Source organism: Cellulomonas wangsupingiae, assembly GCF_024508275.1.
Classification (GTDB): Bacteria; Actinomycetota; Actinomycetes; order Actinomycetales; family Cellulomonadaceae; genus Cellulomonas; species Cellulomonas wangsupingiae.
This window is the reverse complement of sequence record NZ_CP101989.1, coordinates 3,289,476-3,304,622: the sequence shown is the minus strand read 5'-3', so window position 1 is coordinate 3,304,622 and position 15,147 is coordinate 3,289,476. Positions and strand designations below refer to the sequence as shown.

Here is a 15,147-nt window from a genome sequence, read left to right as displayed (position 1 = left end):
TTGACACCCCTAGGTATACCGATTAACCTCGCCGCTGTCAGCGTGGACGACCGGGGCGACGTACCGCCCCCCACCCGTGCACTGGTGCTCGGGTGCCCCAGGAGGAGAACAGCATGAGCGTGAATCGGTGGCGGTGGGCGGCCCCGGTCGCCGTGGTGGCGACGGGCCTGCTCGCGGCGTGCAGCGGCGGCGCGGACCCGGCCCCGGCGGACAGCCCGGAGGCCTCCGGCCCGGCCGAGCCGGTCACCATCGAGTACTGGTCGGGTCTCCAGGGCACCGACGCGCTGGTCGACGAGTGGAACGCGGCGAACCCGGACATCCAGGTGAAGCTGTCGACCTCGGACGGCTCCTGGGCCGAGCAGTTCGCCAAGCTCATGGCCGCGCAGCAGGCCGGCGACGCGCCCTGCATGATGCTCATGCCCTACGACTACATCCCCTCCCTGCTCGTCGCCGACGCGCTCGCGCCGGTCACCGAGGCCGTCGCCGAGTACGAGGACGACTACCTCGCCAGCACGTGGGAGCTCGTCAACTACGCCGGTGAGACCTACGGCGTGCCGTCGGGCAGCGGCCCCATGGCGATGTACTACCGCGCCGACAAGTTCGCCGAGCTCGGCATCGAGGTCCCCACGACGTGGCAGGAGTTCGAGGAGGCCGCCAAGACGGTCACCCTCAAGGCGCCCGGCACCTACCTCATCGGGCTCGGCGGCGACTCGCACACCGACTTCGTGTCCCTGACCGCGCAGAAGTCCAGCCCGTGGTTCGAGATCACGGACGACTCGTGGAAGGTCGACGTCACCAACGCCGACTCCCGGGCGGTCGCCGAGTACTGGCAGGGGCTGCGCGACGAGGGCCTGCTCAACCTCACCAACCGGTGGGACCCGACCTTCTACAACGACCTGAGCGAGGGGCGTCAGCTCTCCGTCATCGGCGGGGCGTGGCAGGCGCCGCTCCTCGCGGCGAACGTCAGCGGCGGCGCCGGCCAGTGGGCCATCGCGCCGATGCCGAACTGGGAGGAGGGCGACGTCGCCACCTCCATGAACGGCGGCGGCGCGCAGCTGTCCATCAAGGGCTGCGAGCACCCGGCCGAGGCGATGAAGTTCGCCAACTGGCTCACCACGGACATGGACGCGATCCTCAGCCTCAAGAGCTTCCCGGCCATGAAGACCGACGCGATGACGACGCCCGACGACGTCAAGGCGTTCTTCGGCGGCGCGGAGATCAACCAGGAGCTCGCCGAGTACGCGCTCGCGATGCGCCCCTGGCGGTACTCGCCGACGTGGACGGCCGGCATGACGACGCTGGGCGACTCGATGTCCGCGTTCAAGGACGGCACGGGCACGCTGACCGACCTGCTCGAGACCCTGCAGGCGCAGCAGATCGAGTCGATGGAGGACCTCGGCATCACGGTCACCACGCCGTGACACGTCGTCCCACGGGCGGGGCCGCCACGCGGCGGTCCCGCCCGGTCCTTGCCATCTCCGTCCTCGCCGGACCGTTCGTCCTGCTCTTCACGTGCGTGTACCTCGTCCCGCTGGCCTACTCGCTGGTGCGCAGCCTCTTCCGCAAGCAGAGCTCCGGCATCGGGATCGGGCCGCAGACCGACGTGTTCGTCGGGCTGGCCAACTACGCCGAGGTCGTCACGTCGTCGACGTTCTGGACGGGCATCGGCCGCGTCTTCGGGTACGGGCTGTTCCAGATCCCCGTGACGCTGCTGCTCGCGATGGCGATCGCGCTGCTCATCGACTCGCGCGCGTCACGGGGACGGGCCTTCTTCCGGCTCTCGTCGTTCCTGCCCTACGCGATCCCGGGCATCGTCGCCTCGCTGCTGTGGGCGTACCTGTACGTCCCGCAGCTCAGCCCCGTGGTCCAGCTCGTGCACTCCTGGGGCTGGGAGGTCGACCTCCTCGGCAACACGTGGGTGCTCTTCTCCATCGCGAACATCGCCGTCTGGTCGTGGGCCGGCTACAACATGGTCATCTACACCGCGTCGCTGCAGTCGATCCCGCGCGAGATCATCGAGGCCGCCCAGGTCGACGGCGCGAACGAGTGGGTGCAGGCCGTGCGGATCAAGGCGCCGCTCATCCGCGGCCAGATCGTCCTGACCGCCCTGCTGTCGACCATCGGGTCGATCCAGCTCTTCAGCGAGCCGACGATCCTGCGGACCGTGACCACGGCCATCAGCGCCGAGTGGACGCCGATGATGCTCGCCTACAACCAGACCTTCGGCGCCAACAACTTCGAGCGTGGCTCCGCGGTGTCCGTGGTGATCGCGGTCATCGCCGGCGTGCTCGCCACGATCTACCACAAGCTCGAGACACGAGGAGCACGGTCGTGATGCGCGGTCCTGGATGGGGCAGCCGCCTCGCCGTCAACGGTGCGCTGGTGCTCACCGCGATCTACTTCCTCTTCCCGGTGTGGTGGCTGCTCGTCTCGGCCACCAAGTCGAACCCCGACCTGTTCTCGACGAACGGGTTCTGGTTCGCGGAGATGAACCTCGTCGAGAACGTCAAGGACGTCTTCGTCCGCGACTCCGGCCTCTACCCGCGGTGGTTCGGCAACTCCGTCGGCTACGGCGTCGCCGCGGCGATCGGCGCCACGCTCACGTCCGGCGCGTGCGGCTACGTGCTCGCGAAGTTCCGCTTCCCCGGCGACCGGCTGATCTTCGGCTGCGTGGTCGCCGGCCTGCTGATCCCCGGCGCGCTGCTCACCGTGCCTCTCTACCTGGTCGCCGCGAGCGTCGGGCTGACCAACACGATCTGGGCGATCATCATCCCCTCGCTCGTCAGCCCGTTCGGGGTGTTCCTGTGCCGGGTCTTCGCGCAGGGCGCGGTCCCGGACGAGATCATCGAGTCGGCGCGCATGGACGGCGCCGGCGACCTGCGGATCTTCGGCGTCATCACCGCCCGGATCATGTCGCCCGCGCTCGCGACGGTCGCGCTGTTCAGCTTCGTCGGCGCGTGGAACGGCTTCATGCTGCCGCTCATCATGCTGACCGACAAGACGCTGTACCCCGTCACGCTGGGGCTCTACGCGTGGCAGGCCGACAAGGGGCAGGCGACCTACAACCTGATCCTCGCCGGGTCGCTCGTCATGGTCGTCCCGCTGGTCATCGGCTTCTTCCTCATGCAGCGGTTCTGGCGTACCGGGCTGACGCTCGGCGCGGTCAAGGGGTGACGACGTGATCCGGTACGGCTGCGACTACAACCCCGAGCAGTGGGACGCCGCGACCATCGAGGAGGACGTGCGGCTCATGGCCGAGGCCGGGGTCGACCTGGTCACCCTCGGGGTCTTCGCGTGGGCGGAGCTCGAGCCGCGTCCCGGGGAGTACACGTTCACGTGGCTCGACGACCTCCTCGACCGCCTGGGGGACGCCGGCATCGACGTCGACCTGGCCACCGCCACCGCGTCGACCCCGGCGTGGCTCGGGGACGTCGACGACGAGCTGGGGTCGGTCGACAGGTGGGGTCGCCGGCGCGCAGGGGGCGCCAGGGGCCACCACTGCCCGACCTCCGAGGCGTACCAGGTGGCGTCGCTGCGGCTGACGTCGGTGCTCGCGGAGCGGTACGCGCGGGACCCGCGCGTCGTCATGTGGCACTCCGGCAACGAGTACGGCGGGCCGGAGTCGTGCCGGTGCGACCGCTGCGGCCGCGCGTTCGTCGCGTGGCTGCGCCGCCGGTACGGCGACCTGGACGCGCTCAACGCGGCCTGGGGGACGGCCTTCTGGTCCCTGCGGCTGAGCCGGTGGGAGCACGTGCACCCGCCCCGTGCGACGTCGGACCTGCACAACCCCGCGCACGTGCTCGACTGGGACCGGTTCCGCTCCGACCTGCTGCGCGCCCAGTTCCGGGCCGAGCGTGACCTCATCAAGGCGGTGAACCCCGATGCCCCCGTGATGACGAACTTCATGGGCCTGTTCCCCGACCTCGACTACTGGGCGTGGGCGCGCGACGAGGACCTCGTCACCGACGACACGTACCCCGACCCGGCGGACCCGCGCGGCGCGCAGGACAACGCCCTGCACCTGGACCTCATGCGCTCGCTGGGCGAGGGCAAGCCGTTCCTCGTGCTCGAGCAGGCGGTCGGCGCCGTGCAGTGGCGGGACGTCAACACGCCCAAGCGGCCCGGTCAGTACCGGCTGTGGTCCTGGCAGGCCGTCGCGCGCGGTGCGCAGGGTGTCTGCCAGTTCCAGTGGCGCGCGTCGGTCCGCGGGGCCGAGACCTTTCACTCCGCGATGGTCGGCCACGCCGGCGCGACGGGCCCGCGCTGGCAGGAGGTGGTGCGCCTCGGCGGCGAGCTCGCGGCGCTGGACGTCGGCGCCGACGAGCGCGTCGACGCCGACGTCGCGATCCTGCTCGACTGGCACAGCCAGTGGGCGCGGCGCGCGGCGCACACGCCCGACGACGACGCCCCGGACGCCGAGCTGCGCCGGTGGCACGCCGCCTTCTTCGAGCTCGGCATCCCGACGGACTTCGTGTCCGTCGACAGCGACCTGTCCGGCTACCGCCTGCTCGTCCTGCCCAGCCACTTCCTCGTCTCGCAGGCCACCGCTGAGCGGATCACCGCGTACGTCGAGCAGGGCGGGCACGTCGTGGGGACGTACCTCACGGGCGTCGTCGACGACACGCAGGGCGTGCACGCCGGTGGCTACCCGGGCCCGCTGAGCGAGCTCTTCGGGGTGCGGGTGCTCGAGCACTGGCCGCTGCCCGTGCAGGCACCGCCGCCGGTCCCGGCCGCGGCCAGGATCTCCACCGCCGTCGGCGCACCACAGGCGGGGCGCGTGGTGTCGTGGCAGTGGGGCGAGCTGGAGTACGCGCGGTTCGTCGAGCGCACCGAGCTGCTGGCGGCGGACGGGAACGACGCGGCGCTCGCGCTCGCGGCGTTCGTCGACGGCGACCTGGCCGGGTCCCCGGCGGTCGTCACGCGTCCCCGGGGCGCCGGCCGCGCGACGTACGTCGCCCTCTCGCTGGCCGAGGAGGCGCTGCTCACCGTGGCCGGCGCGCTCGCCGCCGACGCGGGCGCGCACCCGACGGTGCCGGGCCTGCCGCCCGGCATCGAGGCGGTCCGGCGCGGCGACCGGCTGTACCTGCTCAACCACGGCGACGCGGCCCGGACGGTCGCGCTGGCCGGCCTGACGCCGGCGGACGCCGACGCGTCCGACGTGCTCGTCGGCCCGCGGGACGTCCGCGTCGTCGAGCTGGCGCCACGGTGAGCGCCGCCAGCCCGCCGCCCGCGGACCCGCGCGACGGTCGGCACGAGGAGACGACGGACGCGCACGTGACGCGCGTGACCCGAGAGGAGAGCGCCGTGGCCGCGGACTGCAGGTTCGGCGTCAACTACATCCCGTCGAAGGACTGGCTGTACAGCTGGGTCGACTGGGACGCCGACTCCGTGCGCCGCGACCTCGAGGCCATCGCGTCCCTGGGGCTGGACCACGTGCGCGTGCAGTGCCTGTGGCCGTACTTCCAGCCCAACCGCAGCTTCGTCAGCCCGGTGATGCTGGCCCGGCTCGCGGAGCTGACCGACATCGCCGCGCGGTGCGGGCTCGACGTCGTGGTGTGCGTCCTCAACGGGTGGATGTCCGGGACGTACTTCCGTCCCCTGTGGCAGGGGGAGTCCGTCAGCGTCTTCACCGACGCCGACGCGCTGGAGGCCGAGCGGTCGCTGATCGCGGCCGTGGCCGGGGCGGTGGCGGACCGGCCGAACGTGCTGGGGATCGACGTCGCCAACGAGCCCAACGCGATGGCCTCGTTCGTCGGCAACGACGTCACGCGGGCCCAGGGGGACGCGTGGGTGCGGACGATGCTCGGGCACTGCGACCTCGTCATGCCCGGCGGCCTGCACGGCGTCGGCGTGGACCACGTGCCGTGGCTGCACGACGACGGCCCGTTCAGCCGCGACGTGCTCGCGACCGATGGCGCCGTCTCCACCGTCCACTCGTGGGTCTACTTCACCGGCGCGCTCGAGCGCTACGGCGTCGACGGGGTGGGCACGCACCACCTCGCGCGGTACCTCGTCGAGCTCGCGCGGGCGTACGGGACCTCGCGGGAGCGCCCGGTGTGGCTGCAGGAGATCGGCGTCTCCTCGCAGTGGGTCCCGGAGGCCGACCTGCCCGCGTTCGCCGCCTCGATCCTCACCAACGCGCTGGCCGCACGCCCGTGGGGCATCACCTGGTGGTGCTCGCACGACATCGACCGCGCCCTGGCCGGCTTCGACGAGCTCGAGTACGACCTGGGGCTGCTCACGGTGGACAACGAGGTGAAGCCGATGGGGGCCGCGATCGCCGCGGTCGTCGCGGCGTACCGCCGGGGTGAGGCCGGGGACGACCGTCCCGACGGCGAGCGCCCGCGCCTCGTCGTGCCGGCCGGGCAGGTCCCGGACCTGGACTTCGCCGACCGCTACTTCGCGCTCGTGGCCGCCGGTGAGGACCCGATGGTCGTGGTCGAGGGCGCCGCACCCGTCACGGCGGCCGCGGCGGGCGTGAGTGAGCTCGTCACCGACTGAGAGACGGGCGGTGCGGCACGGGACGGCCGGCGGGTCCTCCGAAGCGGCCGAGGCGACAAGTTGCTGATCTATCCGGTCGGGCAGGCTCAGCCGAGCGAGTCCTGGACTGTGGTCAGCTGGACCAGCAGAGCCGGGATCACGTCATGCGCCGTCGAGACGAGAACGTCGGTGTCGGTCGACCAGTACCCGTGCACGATCCGGTTGCGCAGTCCCGCGGCGCGGCGCCACGGCACATCGGGATGCCGTTCCCGCGTCTCCTGGGAGACTTGCTTCGCCGCCTCTCCGAGGACGGTGAAGTTCCACAGCAGCGCCTCACGCACCGTCGCGTCCTGGTCGACGGCGTGCGCGTCACGGTCAGCGCTCAGCGTGACGATGCGTGTCGCGGCGTCGATCATCTCGGCGACGAACAGCACGTCAGGCCGCATAGAGCGCCCGAGCCTCTGTCTCGATCCGCTCCCGCAGCAGCGGGTGCACCGCCCTGCGTGAGACGAGGTCCACCGGACGTCCCAGGATCTGCGACATCTCCTCGGCGGCATCGATGATCTCCCAGGTCACATGCCGCCCGGGGAGCAGGTCGTAGAGCACGTCGATGTCGGAGTCCGGGCGCTCCTCGCCACGAGCTACCGACCCGAAGACGTCGAGCCTAGCGAACCCGAATCTCGCGCACAGGTCGACCAGCGCGCGGTACTGGCGCTCGTCGACGTGGATCATGGCGAAAGGCTAGCCGTCAGCCAGCCGCGGCGGCAGATCCGTGCGCGCGACCCCACCCTGCCGGCCGAGGCGACTCCGGTCGCCCCTGCCGTCGCGACGTGCGACGCCGGCCGGGGCGCACCCCGACCGGCGTCACGTGCCGTCAGCGCAGCGTGAACGTGACGGTGCTGCTGTTCCCGGCGACGTCGTGCACGACCAGGGTGTTCGTCCCCGTGACAGCGCCGAACGCCCCCGGCACGACGTGGTTGAGGTCGGACCAGGCGTCGTCGACGACGTCCTTGATCGTGCCGTTGAGCTCGAGCCGCGCGACCTTGCCCGCGTCGTGCAGCTTGAAGCTGACCTTGTCGTAGCCGGCCTCGCTGCCCACCGTGAAGCCGTCACCCGTCTTGACCGTGACGGTGGGTGGCGTCGTGTCGACGTGGAACACGAACGTGCCGGTCCGCGAGACGTTGCCCCCGGTGTCGTGCGCGTTGTACCGGACGGTGTACTCCCCGTCGGGCAGGTCGACCGTGGCCCGGTGCGACGCGGACGTGGCCCCGTCCACCGCGGTCTGCGTGCTCCGCACGAGCGCGCCGTCCCGGTAGACGTTCGCGACGACGCGGGCCAGCCCGCGGTCGTCCGTCGCATCGACGTGCAGCTCCACCGCGCGCAGCGGGCCCGCCGCCGTCGGGGCGGCCAGTGTCGCCTCCGGGCGCACGGTGTCCGGCGCCGGGGCGGGGGTCAGCGTGTCCCACGCCCGCACGTAGTCGACCGACAGCGTGCTCGGCACCGTCGGCGCCTGCGCGTTCGACGCCGCCAGGTTGAGGATGAGGTACTGCCGGTCCGTCGTCCCCAGGTAGTGCGTCGCGAGGTACGCGCCGTCGTAGTAGAAGTCGACGTTGCCGTCGGTGCGCCAGAACGCGCCGTACGTGTGCCAGGCGTCGGCGGTCACGTCGAGGCACTTGCGCGCGTTGATGTCCGGTCCGTGCACGGACGCGCACGCCCGGCCCGCCAGGCCCTCCATCACGTCGATCTCACCGGTGTGCGGCCAGTTGTGGCTCTCGCCGTTCAGCCAGAACGCCGGCCAGTTGGCGATCCGCGTGCCCGTCCCCTGGGTCCGCAGGCGTGCCTCGACGTAGCTGCCGGGGGCGACCGCGAACTTCTTCCAGCTCTGGATCATGGCGCCGGCGTAGTCGTAGCTGAAGGTCTCGCCCCGCCGGGAGCACTCCGTGGCCTGCTGCGTGTAGTTCAGCTGCAGGGTGCCGTCGGCCAGCGCGATGTTCGCGGGGTCGTAGCACTGGACCTCGGTGTTGACGTTGACGGGTGTCGTCAGCTCGCCGTCGACGCCGTCGACCCAGCCGCGGTTCCACACCGTCCGGTCGAGCTCGTCGCCGTCGAAGTTGTCGTTCAGCAGCACGGTCGTCATCTGCTGCGCCACGTCGGCGGGCGCGACCGGCAGCGGGTTCTCGTCGTCGCCCCCGCCGCCGGGCGGGCACGCGAGCGGGGTGACGTCGAACGTCCAGCGCGTCTGCGCCCCCGAGGTCAGCGTGTGGCCGGGCAGGGCGCTCGCGGTGACCGTCACCTGGTTCCCGTCGCGCTCCTGCTGGTAGGCGACCCCCGCGACGTCCGGGACGCTGATCCGTGGCTCCACGCCGCACGCGGCGGCCTCGCGCACCGGCGCGGCGGGCGTGACCTCGCGGACCATGTCCCAGGCGCGCACGTAGTCCACCGCGAAGCGGCTCGGGGCCACCGTGCGGCCCGGCCAGGCGGCGACGTTGAGGATGGGGTACATCGGGTCGGTGGTCCCGAGCTCGAAGCTCGAGCGCAGCGTCCCGTCGTAGTAGACGTCGACGGTGCCGTCGACCTTCCAGTGCGCGCCCACGGTGTGCCAGGCGTCGGTCCGGAGGTCGGCGCACCGCTTCTGCGTCGCCCCGTCGGCCCGGGTGACGGCGCTGCACGCGCCGGCGGGCTCGCCCTTCATGACGACGACGGTGCCGTTGCTGGGCCAGCTGAGGCTGCGGCCCTGCATCCAGACCGTCGGCTCGTTGGCGATCCCGGCCTCGCCGGCCGGCAGGAACACGCGGGCCTCGAGGTAGCTGCCGGGCCGCACCGTGAACTTGCCGTACGAGGTGATCATCCCGCCCGCGTACCGGCGCTCGACGCCGGCGCACGTCACGGTGCGCTGCTCGAGGTCGAGGCGCAGCTCGCCGCCCTCGAGGGTGGCGTTCGCCGGGTCGTAGCACTGGGCCTGCCCGGCGTTGACCGGCGCGGTGGGCGTGGTGCCGTTGCCGAACCAGCCCCGGGTCCACCGGGTCGCGTCGAGGGTGTCGCCGTCGAAGCCCTCGTCCATCAGGAGGGACGTGACGGCGCCCGCCACGTCGGCGGGTGCGTCGGGCAGGGGGTCGGTGGGGGTGTCGTCGGCCGTCGCCGGGGGCGCGAACAGCAGTCCGGCCAGGACGGTGGGGGTGATGAGCGCAGCCAGCAGCTTGCGTGAATGCCGCACAGTGGCGTGTCCTCTCGCGTCGTTGCGGAGATCGACCATCGGGGGTCGCGGAACGCGGTCGGTCCCTCGCGACGTTGCGCGGGCCGACCTCGTGACAGGCAGGTTAACCGTTATACCTGTGGAGGGTCAACGACGGGTCGAAGCGTTGGTGTGCGGCTGCGGGCAGCGGTGGGCGGGGCATGCCGGTCGTCGCGCCCGGCGGGACGCCGACCGTGCGCGGGCTCTCGTGCGGGCAGCGCGGCTGCGCGGGCGGCGAGGACGGCGGGACGCGGCGGGTGCGCGTCCGGGGGAGCGGTGGGGCTCAGGCGTGCCGCAGCATCCACTCGTGGTCGGGGTCTCGGCCGCCGTCGGGGTCCGGCACGGGCCTCACGTCGACGCTGGTCACCGTGTCCTCGAGCGCGACCGGCTCGGGGAGCCGGCGGAAGTCCCGCGGCTCGGGCTCCGGCAGGTGTCCGGGCTCGGTGCTCGACATCGCGTGTCCCTTCGTCGGGTGCACGCAATCTGCCACCCGGCGGACGCCGTGTCCACGGTCACCGGGCCGCACGGCGGTACGGTCGCGGCGTGGGTGCGCGCGCGGTGGGTCGGGGTCGGGCGGGACGGGGTGCTGTCGCGTCGCGTGCCGCGACCGTGTGCGTCGTCGTGGCCGTGGTGACCGCCCTCGCAGCCGCGTGCGGCGCAATCGCCGATGCGCCGGCGGGACCGTCGACGCCGGTGGTGACCACGCCGCCGCCCTCGTCCGCCGGCTCGTCCGCCGGTGCAGGCCCGGTGGTCCCGGACGCCGGGACGGTCCTGCAGGACGGGGCGCCCCTCGCCGACGCCGCGCGGCTCGGCCACGACGCCGGGTCGCTGCTGCCCGCCGACGGCGGCGGGCTGCAGGTCGTCGACCAGGGCGACGGCTCCATCCTGGCGACCGCGCAGGCGCCTCCCGGCACCCTTGGCTGGGTGGCGCCACCGCCCGGCGGCCGCGTCGAGGTGCAGACCGACGGGTCGCTGACCCTGCACGACGAGGCCGGCACGGTCGTCGCCGCGCTCGCGGCCCCCGTCGCGGCCGACGGGACCCGGGGCGCGTGGCGTCCCGAGGGCGACGTGGTCGCGCTCGACGGGCCGACGGGGTCGGCGTCGTTCGTCGTCGGGACCGTGCCGCTGGAGAACGCGACGTGGGGCGAGGCCGAGGGTGGTCGGTCGCTCGCCGTCGTCCCGGCCCCGTGGGTGCGCACCGGCAGCCTGGCCGCACAGCAGGCGCTCGCGTCCCGGCTCGCCGTCGCCGAGCCGGAGGCCGCGTCGCCGTCGATGCAGGCGCAGCTGTGGTGCCACGTCCTCGGGGCGCGCGACAAGGCGTCGTGGAACCTCGAGCCGTGGCGCCCGGAGGTGGGCACGGCGACCATGCTCACGACCCGCTGCAACCCCACCGACGACGACCTCTGACCCGCCCGCCCCACGTACTGGATTGCTCTCTCACGGCACGACTGGACTGCTCTCTCACGGCACGACTGGATTGCTCTCTCACGGCATGGGGGTGCTGGCCCCCCGGTGGCCCGGACCCGGGTGACAGAGCAATCCAGTCCACCCCCGGGCGTGACAGAGCAATCCAGTCCACCCCCGGGCGTGAGAGAGCAATCCAGTCGCACCGGGCTCGCCCACCAGGTCCATGGCCGAAGCCGGGGCGACCGGGCGCGGACACCGCCCCGGCGGGCGGGCGCGCGCCGGTACGCTGGCCTGCGTCTGCCGACTGCGGCGCGGGACCTGCGCGGGCGAGCGCCCCTGCGGACCCGGCCTCCACCGAGGGAACCGATGACCACCGCACCTGCGCGCCCCGACGTCCCGTCCGCCCCGCACACGTCCGACACCGTCGAGCACGCCGCGGCCACCCCGGACGTCGAGCAGCCGTTCGCCGAGCTGGGGCTCAAGCCCGACGAGTACCAGCGGATCCGCGACATCCTCGGGCGGCGTCCCACCGCCGCCGAGCTCGCGATGTACTCGGTCATGTGGTCCGAGCACTGCTCGTACAAGTCGTCGAAGACCCACCTGCGGCAGTTCGGCGAGAAGACCACGCCGGCGATGAAGGAGCACCTGCTCGTCGGCATCGGCGAGAACGCGGGCGTCGTCGACATCGGTGACGGCTGGGCCGTGACCTTCAAGGTCGAGTCGCACAACCACCCGTCGTACGTCGAGCCCTACCAGGGGGCGGCGACAGGCGTCGGCGGCATCGTGCGCGACATCATCTCGATGGGTGCGCGTCCCGTGGCGGTCATGGACCAGCTGCGGTTCGGAGACCCCGCGCACCCGGACACCGCGCGCGTCGTGCACGGCGTCGTCGCGGGCGTCGGCGGGTACGGCAACTCCCTCGGCCTGCCGAACATCGGCGGCGAGCTGGTGTTCGACTCCTGCTACCAGGGCAACCCGCTGGTCAACGCGCTGTGCCTCGGCGTCCTGCGCCACGAGGACATCCACCTGGCCAACGCCTCGGGCGTCGGCAACAAGGTCGTCCTGTTCGGTGCGCGGACCGGCGGCGACGGCATCGGCGGGGCGTCGATCCTCGCGTCGGAGACGTTCGACGACACCAAGCCGTCCAAGCGCCCGTCCGTGCAGGTCGGCGACCCGTTCATGGAGAAGGTGCTCATCGAGTGCTGCCTCGAGCTGTACGCGGCGCGCGTGGTCGAGGGCATCCAGGACCTGGGTGCGGCCGGCATCTCCTGCGCGACGAGCGAGCTCGCGTCCAACGGTGACGGCGGCATGCACGTCGACCTGGAGAACGTGCTGCTGCGCGACCCGACGCTGACGGCCGGCGAGATCCTCATGTCGGAGTCGCAGGAGCGCATGATGGCCGTGGTCCGGCCCGAGAAGCTCGACGCCTTCCTCGCGATCACCGGGAAGTGGGACGTCGAGACGGCCGTGATCGGCGAGGTCACCGGCACCGGTCGCCTGACGATCGACCACTTCGGGCAGCGGATCGTCGACGTCGACCCGAAGACCGTCGCGCACGACGGCCCGGTCTACGACCGCCCGTACGCGCGTCCGGCCTGGCAGGACGGGCTCGTCGCGGACTCCGTCAGCACCCCCGAGGGCGCGGCCCGCTACGCGCGCCCGGAGGGCGGCGAGGAGCTGCGCGCCACGCTGCTGCGGCTGCTCGCGTCGCCCAACCTGGCCTCGCCGGCGTGGGTCACGGACCAGTACGACCGCTTCGTCCAGGGCAACACCGCGCTCGCCCAGCCGGACGACTCGGGCGTCGTGCGCGTCGACGAGACCACGGGCCTGGGCGTCGCGCTGGCCACCGACGCCAACGGCCGCTACACCAAGCTCGACCCGTACACCGGTGCGCAGCTCGCGCTCGCCGAGGCGTACCGCAACGTCGCCACGGTCGGCGCGCGGCCGCTGGCCGTGACGGACTGCCTCAACTTCGGCAGCCCCGAGCACCCCGACACCATGTGGCAGCTCGTCGAGGCGATCCGCGGGCTGGCCGACGCGTGCCGGACGCTCGAGGTGCCGGTCACCGGCGGCAACGTCTCGCTCTACAACGGCACGGGGGAGCCCGGTCAGATCGACTCGGCGATCCACCCCACGCCCGTCGTCGGCGTCCTCGGCGTGCTCGACGACGTCGCCGACGCGGTCTCCTCCGGGTGGACCGCGCCGGGCCAGGCCGTCTACCTGCTCGGGACGACGCGCGCCGAGCTCGACGGGTCCGCGTGGGCCGACGTCGTGCACGGCCACCTCGGTGGCGTCCCGCCGCGGGTCGACCTCGAGGCCGAGCGTCGGCTCGCGCAGGTGCTCGTCGCCGCCGCGCGTGACGACCTGGTCGACGCCGCCCACGACCTGTCCGAGGGCGGGCTCGCGCTCGCGCTCGTCGAGTCGAGCCTGCGCTACGGCGTCGGCGTGCAGGTCGGCCTCGACGCGCTCTGCGAGCGCGACGGCGTGACGCCGTTCGAGGCGCTGTTCTCCGAGTCGCAGGCCCGGGCGATCGTCGCGGTGCCGCGCTCGGAGGAGGTGCGGCTGCTCGACCTGTGCACCGCGCGCGGCGTCCCGGCGCTGCGCCTGGGCGAGACGGCGGAGACGTGCACGCCGGGTGCCGGCACTCCGGCCGACGACACGGACCACACCCACGAGGCGGCCGTCGAGGTGCGCGGGATGTTCACCCTGCCGCTGACGGAGGCCCGTGCGACCTGGGAGGCGACGCTCCCGCGGCTCTTCGGCTGACACCCGCCGCCCGGGGGAGCCTCCGGCGCCCGAGAGGTCGATCCAGCCCGCGGACGCGTGACTGGATCGACCTCTCGCGGGCGGTGGGGCGCGCGGGTCAGGCGGGGCGCGTCAGGCGGTGGTAGACGCGGTCGCGGTAGATGAGCGGGTGCGCGTCGGTGACGCCGTGCGCGAGCGCCCGCAGCGAGACCAGGTAGCTGTCGCCGACGGGCGTGCGCTGGACGACCCGTCCCCGGACCCACGCCTGCGCGCCGTCGATCACCGGCTCGCCGCTGGGCAGGGCCGTCCAGCCGCCCGCGGCGAAGCGGTCGACGCCGGACGTGGCGAACCGGGTCGAGACGTCCTCCTGGCCCTCGGCCAGGAAGGAGACGGCGACGGTCGCCGCGCGTGACAGCGCGGGCCACGACGACGAGCCGGACGCCAGCGAGAAGGCGAGCAGCGGGGGCGCGGCGGACACCGAGATCACGGAGGTGGCCGTGAAGCCCACCGGGCGTCCCTCGTCGCGCAGCGTGACGACGGCGACGCCCGCGGCGTGCCGGCGGAACACCTGCTTGTACTGCTCGGGCGTGAGCGCCGGCTCGTCGTGCTCGGCGAGCGCGCGCTCGAGGTGACGCAGGTCGTGGGTGCTGGTGCTCATCGGGCCGCCTCCAGCAGTGCGTCGGCGCGGGCGCCGACGGCCCGGCGCAGGGGCCGTTCGGCGCGCACCCACCAGCGGTCCACGGCGGGCGCGAGGTCCGCGAGCTCGGTGTCCAGGACCGTCAGCGAGCGGGTCGGCACGCTCGCGCCGAGCTCGACGAGCACGGGCCGCAGGTGCACCTCGCCGACGAGCGCGTGCGCCGCGGCGGCCGACACGACCAGCGGGACGGCCGTGACGCCGTCGAGCCCGTCCGGGCCGTACAGGTCGAGGAACGACTTCAGCAGGCCGGTGAAGGACGCCTTGTGGACGGGGGTCGCGACGACGAGGACGTCGGCGCCCGCGACGGCCGCGAGCGCGGCGTCGAGCTCGGGGGTGCGGGGGTGCGTGTGCAGGGCGGGCGCGAGTGCGGCGACGTCCACGACGGTGGGCTCGTCACCCGCCAGGCGGTCGGCGAGGGTGGCGGCGAGCGTGGTGGCCGCGCCGAGGGTGCGGGAGCCGGGGCGCGGGTTGCCGACGAGGGCGACGACGCGTGCGGTGTCGGGTCGGGTCATGGGTCTCTCCGGGGTGCTGCGGGTGGGCGGGCGGAGGCGCGCGGGACCGGCCCGCCGGTGTCACGACGGGGCGG

The 15,147-nt window shown here is 73.1% G+C and carries 13 protein-coding genes; 7 read left to right on the top strand and 6 right to left on the bottom strand.

Going from position 1 to position 15,147, the window contains the following annotated elements:
* The first annotated feature begins 113 nt into the window (after positions 1-113).
* The 5 genes from NP075_RS15285 to NP075_RS15265 are packed head-to-tail and all read left to right on the top strand — an operon-like array spanning position 114 to position 6,501.
* Positions 114-1,421: an ABC transporter substrate-binding protein gene (locus NP075_RS15285; protein ID WP_227566571.1), complete on the top strand. Its 1,308-nt coding sequence runs from the start codon at positions 114-116 to the stop codon at positions 1,419-1,421.
* Positions 1,418-2,335 carry a carbohydrate ABC transporter permease gene (locus tag NP075_RS15280; RefSeq protein ID WP_227566572.1) on the top strand — a complete coding sequence of 306 codons (918 nt, stop codon included), beginning with the start codon at positions 1,418-1,420 and terminating at the stop codon, positions 2,333-2,335. Before NP075_RS15285 ends, NP075_RS15280 begins: the two co-directional genes overlap by 4 nt.
* On the top strand, positions 2,335-3,174 hold the full coding sequence (locus NP075_RS15275) for a carbohydrate ABC transporter permease (RefSeq protein WP_227566573.1): 840 nt from the start codon (positions 2,335-2,337) through the stop codon (positions 3,172-3,174). Before NP075_RS15280 ends, NP075_RS15275 begins: the two co-directional genes overlap by 1 nt.
* A gap of 4 nt (positions 3,175-3,178) precedes the next feature.
* Positions 3,179-5,209 (top strand): beta-galactosidase, encoded by a 2,031-nt coding sequence (locus NP075_RS15270; RefSeq protein WP_227566574.1) that lies wholly within the window; start codon positions 3,179-3,181, stop codon positions 5,207-5,209.
* The gene (locus NP075_RS15265; protein WP_227566575.1) at positions 5,206-6,501 is read left to right on the top strand and encodes a glycoside hydrolase 5 family protein; all 1,296 of its coding nucleotides are present in this window, start codon (positions 5,206-5,208) and stop codon (positions 6,499-6,501) included. Before NP075_RS15270 ends, NP075_RS15265 begins: the two co-directional genes overlap by 4 nt.
* A gap of 86 nt (positions 6,502-6,587) precedes the next feature.
* Here the strand turns inward: NP075_RS15265 and NP075_RS15260 are convergent, their stop codons facing one another.
* The 4 genes from NP075_RS15260 to NP075_RS15245 form a co-directional block, all read right to left on the bottom strand.
* Entirely contained in the window at positions 6,588-6,914 is a 327-nt protein-coding gene (locus tag NP075_RS15260) for a HepT-like ribonuclease domain-containing protein (RefSeq protein ID WP_227566576.1), read from the bottom strand.
* A gap of 1 nt (position 6,915) precedes the next feature.
* Positions 6,916-7,212: a nucleotidyltransferase family protein gene (locus NP075_RS15255; protein WP_227566577.1), complete on the bottom strand. Its 297-nt coding sequence runs from the start codon at positions 7,210-7,212 to the stop codon at positions 6,916-6,918.
* A gap of 142 nt (positions 7,213-7,354) precedes the next feature.
* The gene (locus NP075_RS15250; protein ID WP_227566578.1) at positions 7,355-9,694 is read right to left on the bottom strand and encodes a glycoside hydrolase family 16 protein; all 2,340 of its coding nucleotides are present in this window, start codon (positions 9,692-9,694) and stop codon (positions 7,355-7,357) included.
* A 301-nt stretch (positions 9,695-9,995) separates the two neighbouring features.
* Positions 9,996-10,166, bottom strand: coding sequence for a heme biosynthesis protein HemY (locus NP075_RS15245; RefSeq protein WP_227566579.1), 171 nt, complete (start codon positions 10,164-10,166; stop codon positions 9,996-9,998).
* A 239-nt stretch (positions 10,167-10,405) separates the two neighbouring features.
* On the opposite strand from NP075_RS15245, the gene NP075_RS15240 reads away from it, so the two are divergent.
* Both NP075_RS15240 and purL read left to right on the top strand, forming a co-directional pair.
* Positions 10,406-11,119 (top strand): DUF2599 domain-containing protein, encoded by a 714-nt coding sequence (locus tag NP075_RS15240; RefSeq protein WP_227566580.1) that lies wholly within the window; start codon positions 10,406-10,408, stop codon positions 11,117-11,119.
* Positions 11,120-11,485: 366 nt separating this feature from the next.
* On the top strand, positions 11,486-13,885 hold the full coding sequence (purL, locus tag NP075_RS15235; RefSeq protein WP_227566581.1) for a phosphoribosylformylglycinamidine synthase subunit PurL: 2,400 nt from the start codon (positions 11,486-11,488) through the stop codon (positions 13,883-13,885).
* 97 nt (positions 13,886-13,982) lie between these two features.
* On the opposite strand, the gene NP075_RS15230 is transcribed toward purL, so the two are convergent.
* Positions 13,983-14,522 (bottom strand): flavin reductase family protein, encoded by a 540-nt coding sequence (locus NP075_RS15230; protein ID WP_227566582.1) that lies wholly within the window; start codon positions 14,520-14,522, stop codon positions 13,983-13,985.
* Positions 14,519-15,073, bottom strand: coding sequence for an NADPH-dependent FMN reductase (locus NP075_RS15225; protein ID WP_227566583.1), 555 nt, complete (start codon positions 15,071-15,073; stop codon positions 14,519-14,521). Before NP075_RS15225 ends, NP075_RS15230 begins: the two co-directional genes overlap by 4 nt.
* Between the last annotated feature and the right edge of the window lie 74 nt (positions 15,074-15,147).

Excerpts from the sequence above, each read along its gene's own strand:
- NP075_RS15285 (WP_227566571.1), top strand. The coding sequence starts at position 114 with ATGAGCGTGAATCGGTGGCGGTGGGCGGCCCCGGTCGCCGTGGTGGCG.
- NP075_RS15275 (WP_227566573.1), top strand. The coding sequence starts at position 2,335 with ATGCGCGGTCCTGGATGGGGCAGCCGCCTCGCCGTCAACGGTGCGCTG.
- NP075_RS15255 (WP_227566577.1), bottom strand. The coding sequence starts at position 7,212 with ATGATCCACGTCGACGAGCGCCAGTACCGCGCGCTGGTCGACCTGTGC.
- NP075_RS15245 (WP_227566579.1), bottom strand. The coding sequence starts at position 10,166 with ATGTCGAGCACCGAGCCCGGACACCTGCCGGAGCCCGAGCCGCGGGAC.
- purL (WP_227566581.1), top strand. The coding sequence starts at position 11,486 with ATGACCACCGCACCTGCGCGCCCCGACGTCCCGTCCGCCCCGCACACG.
- NP075_RS15230 (WP_227566582.1), bottom strand. The coding sequence starts at position 14,522 with ATGAGCACCAGCACCCACGACCTGCGTCACCTCGAGCGCGCGCTCGCC.
- NP075_RS15225 (WP_227566583.1), bottom strand. The coding sequence starts at position 15,073 with ATGACCCGACCCGACACCGCACGCGTCGTCGCCCTCGTCGGCAACCCG.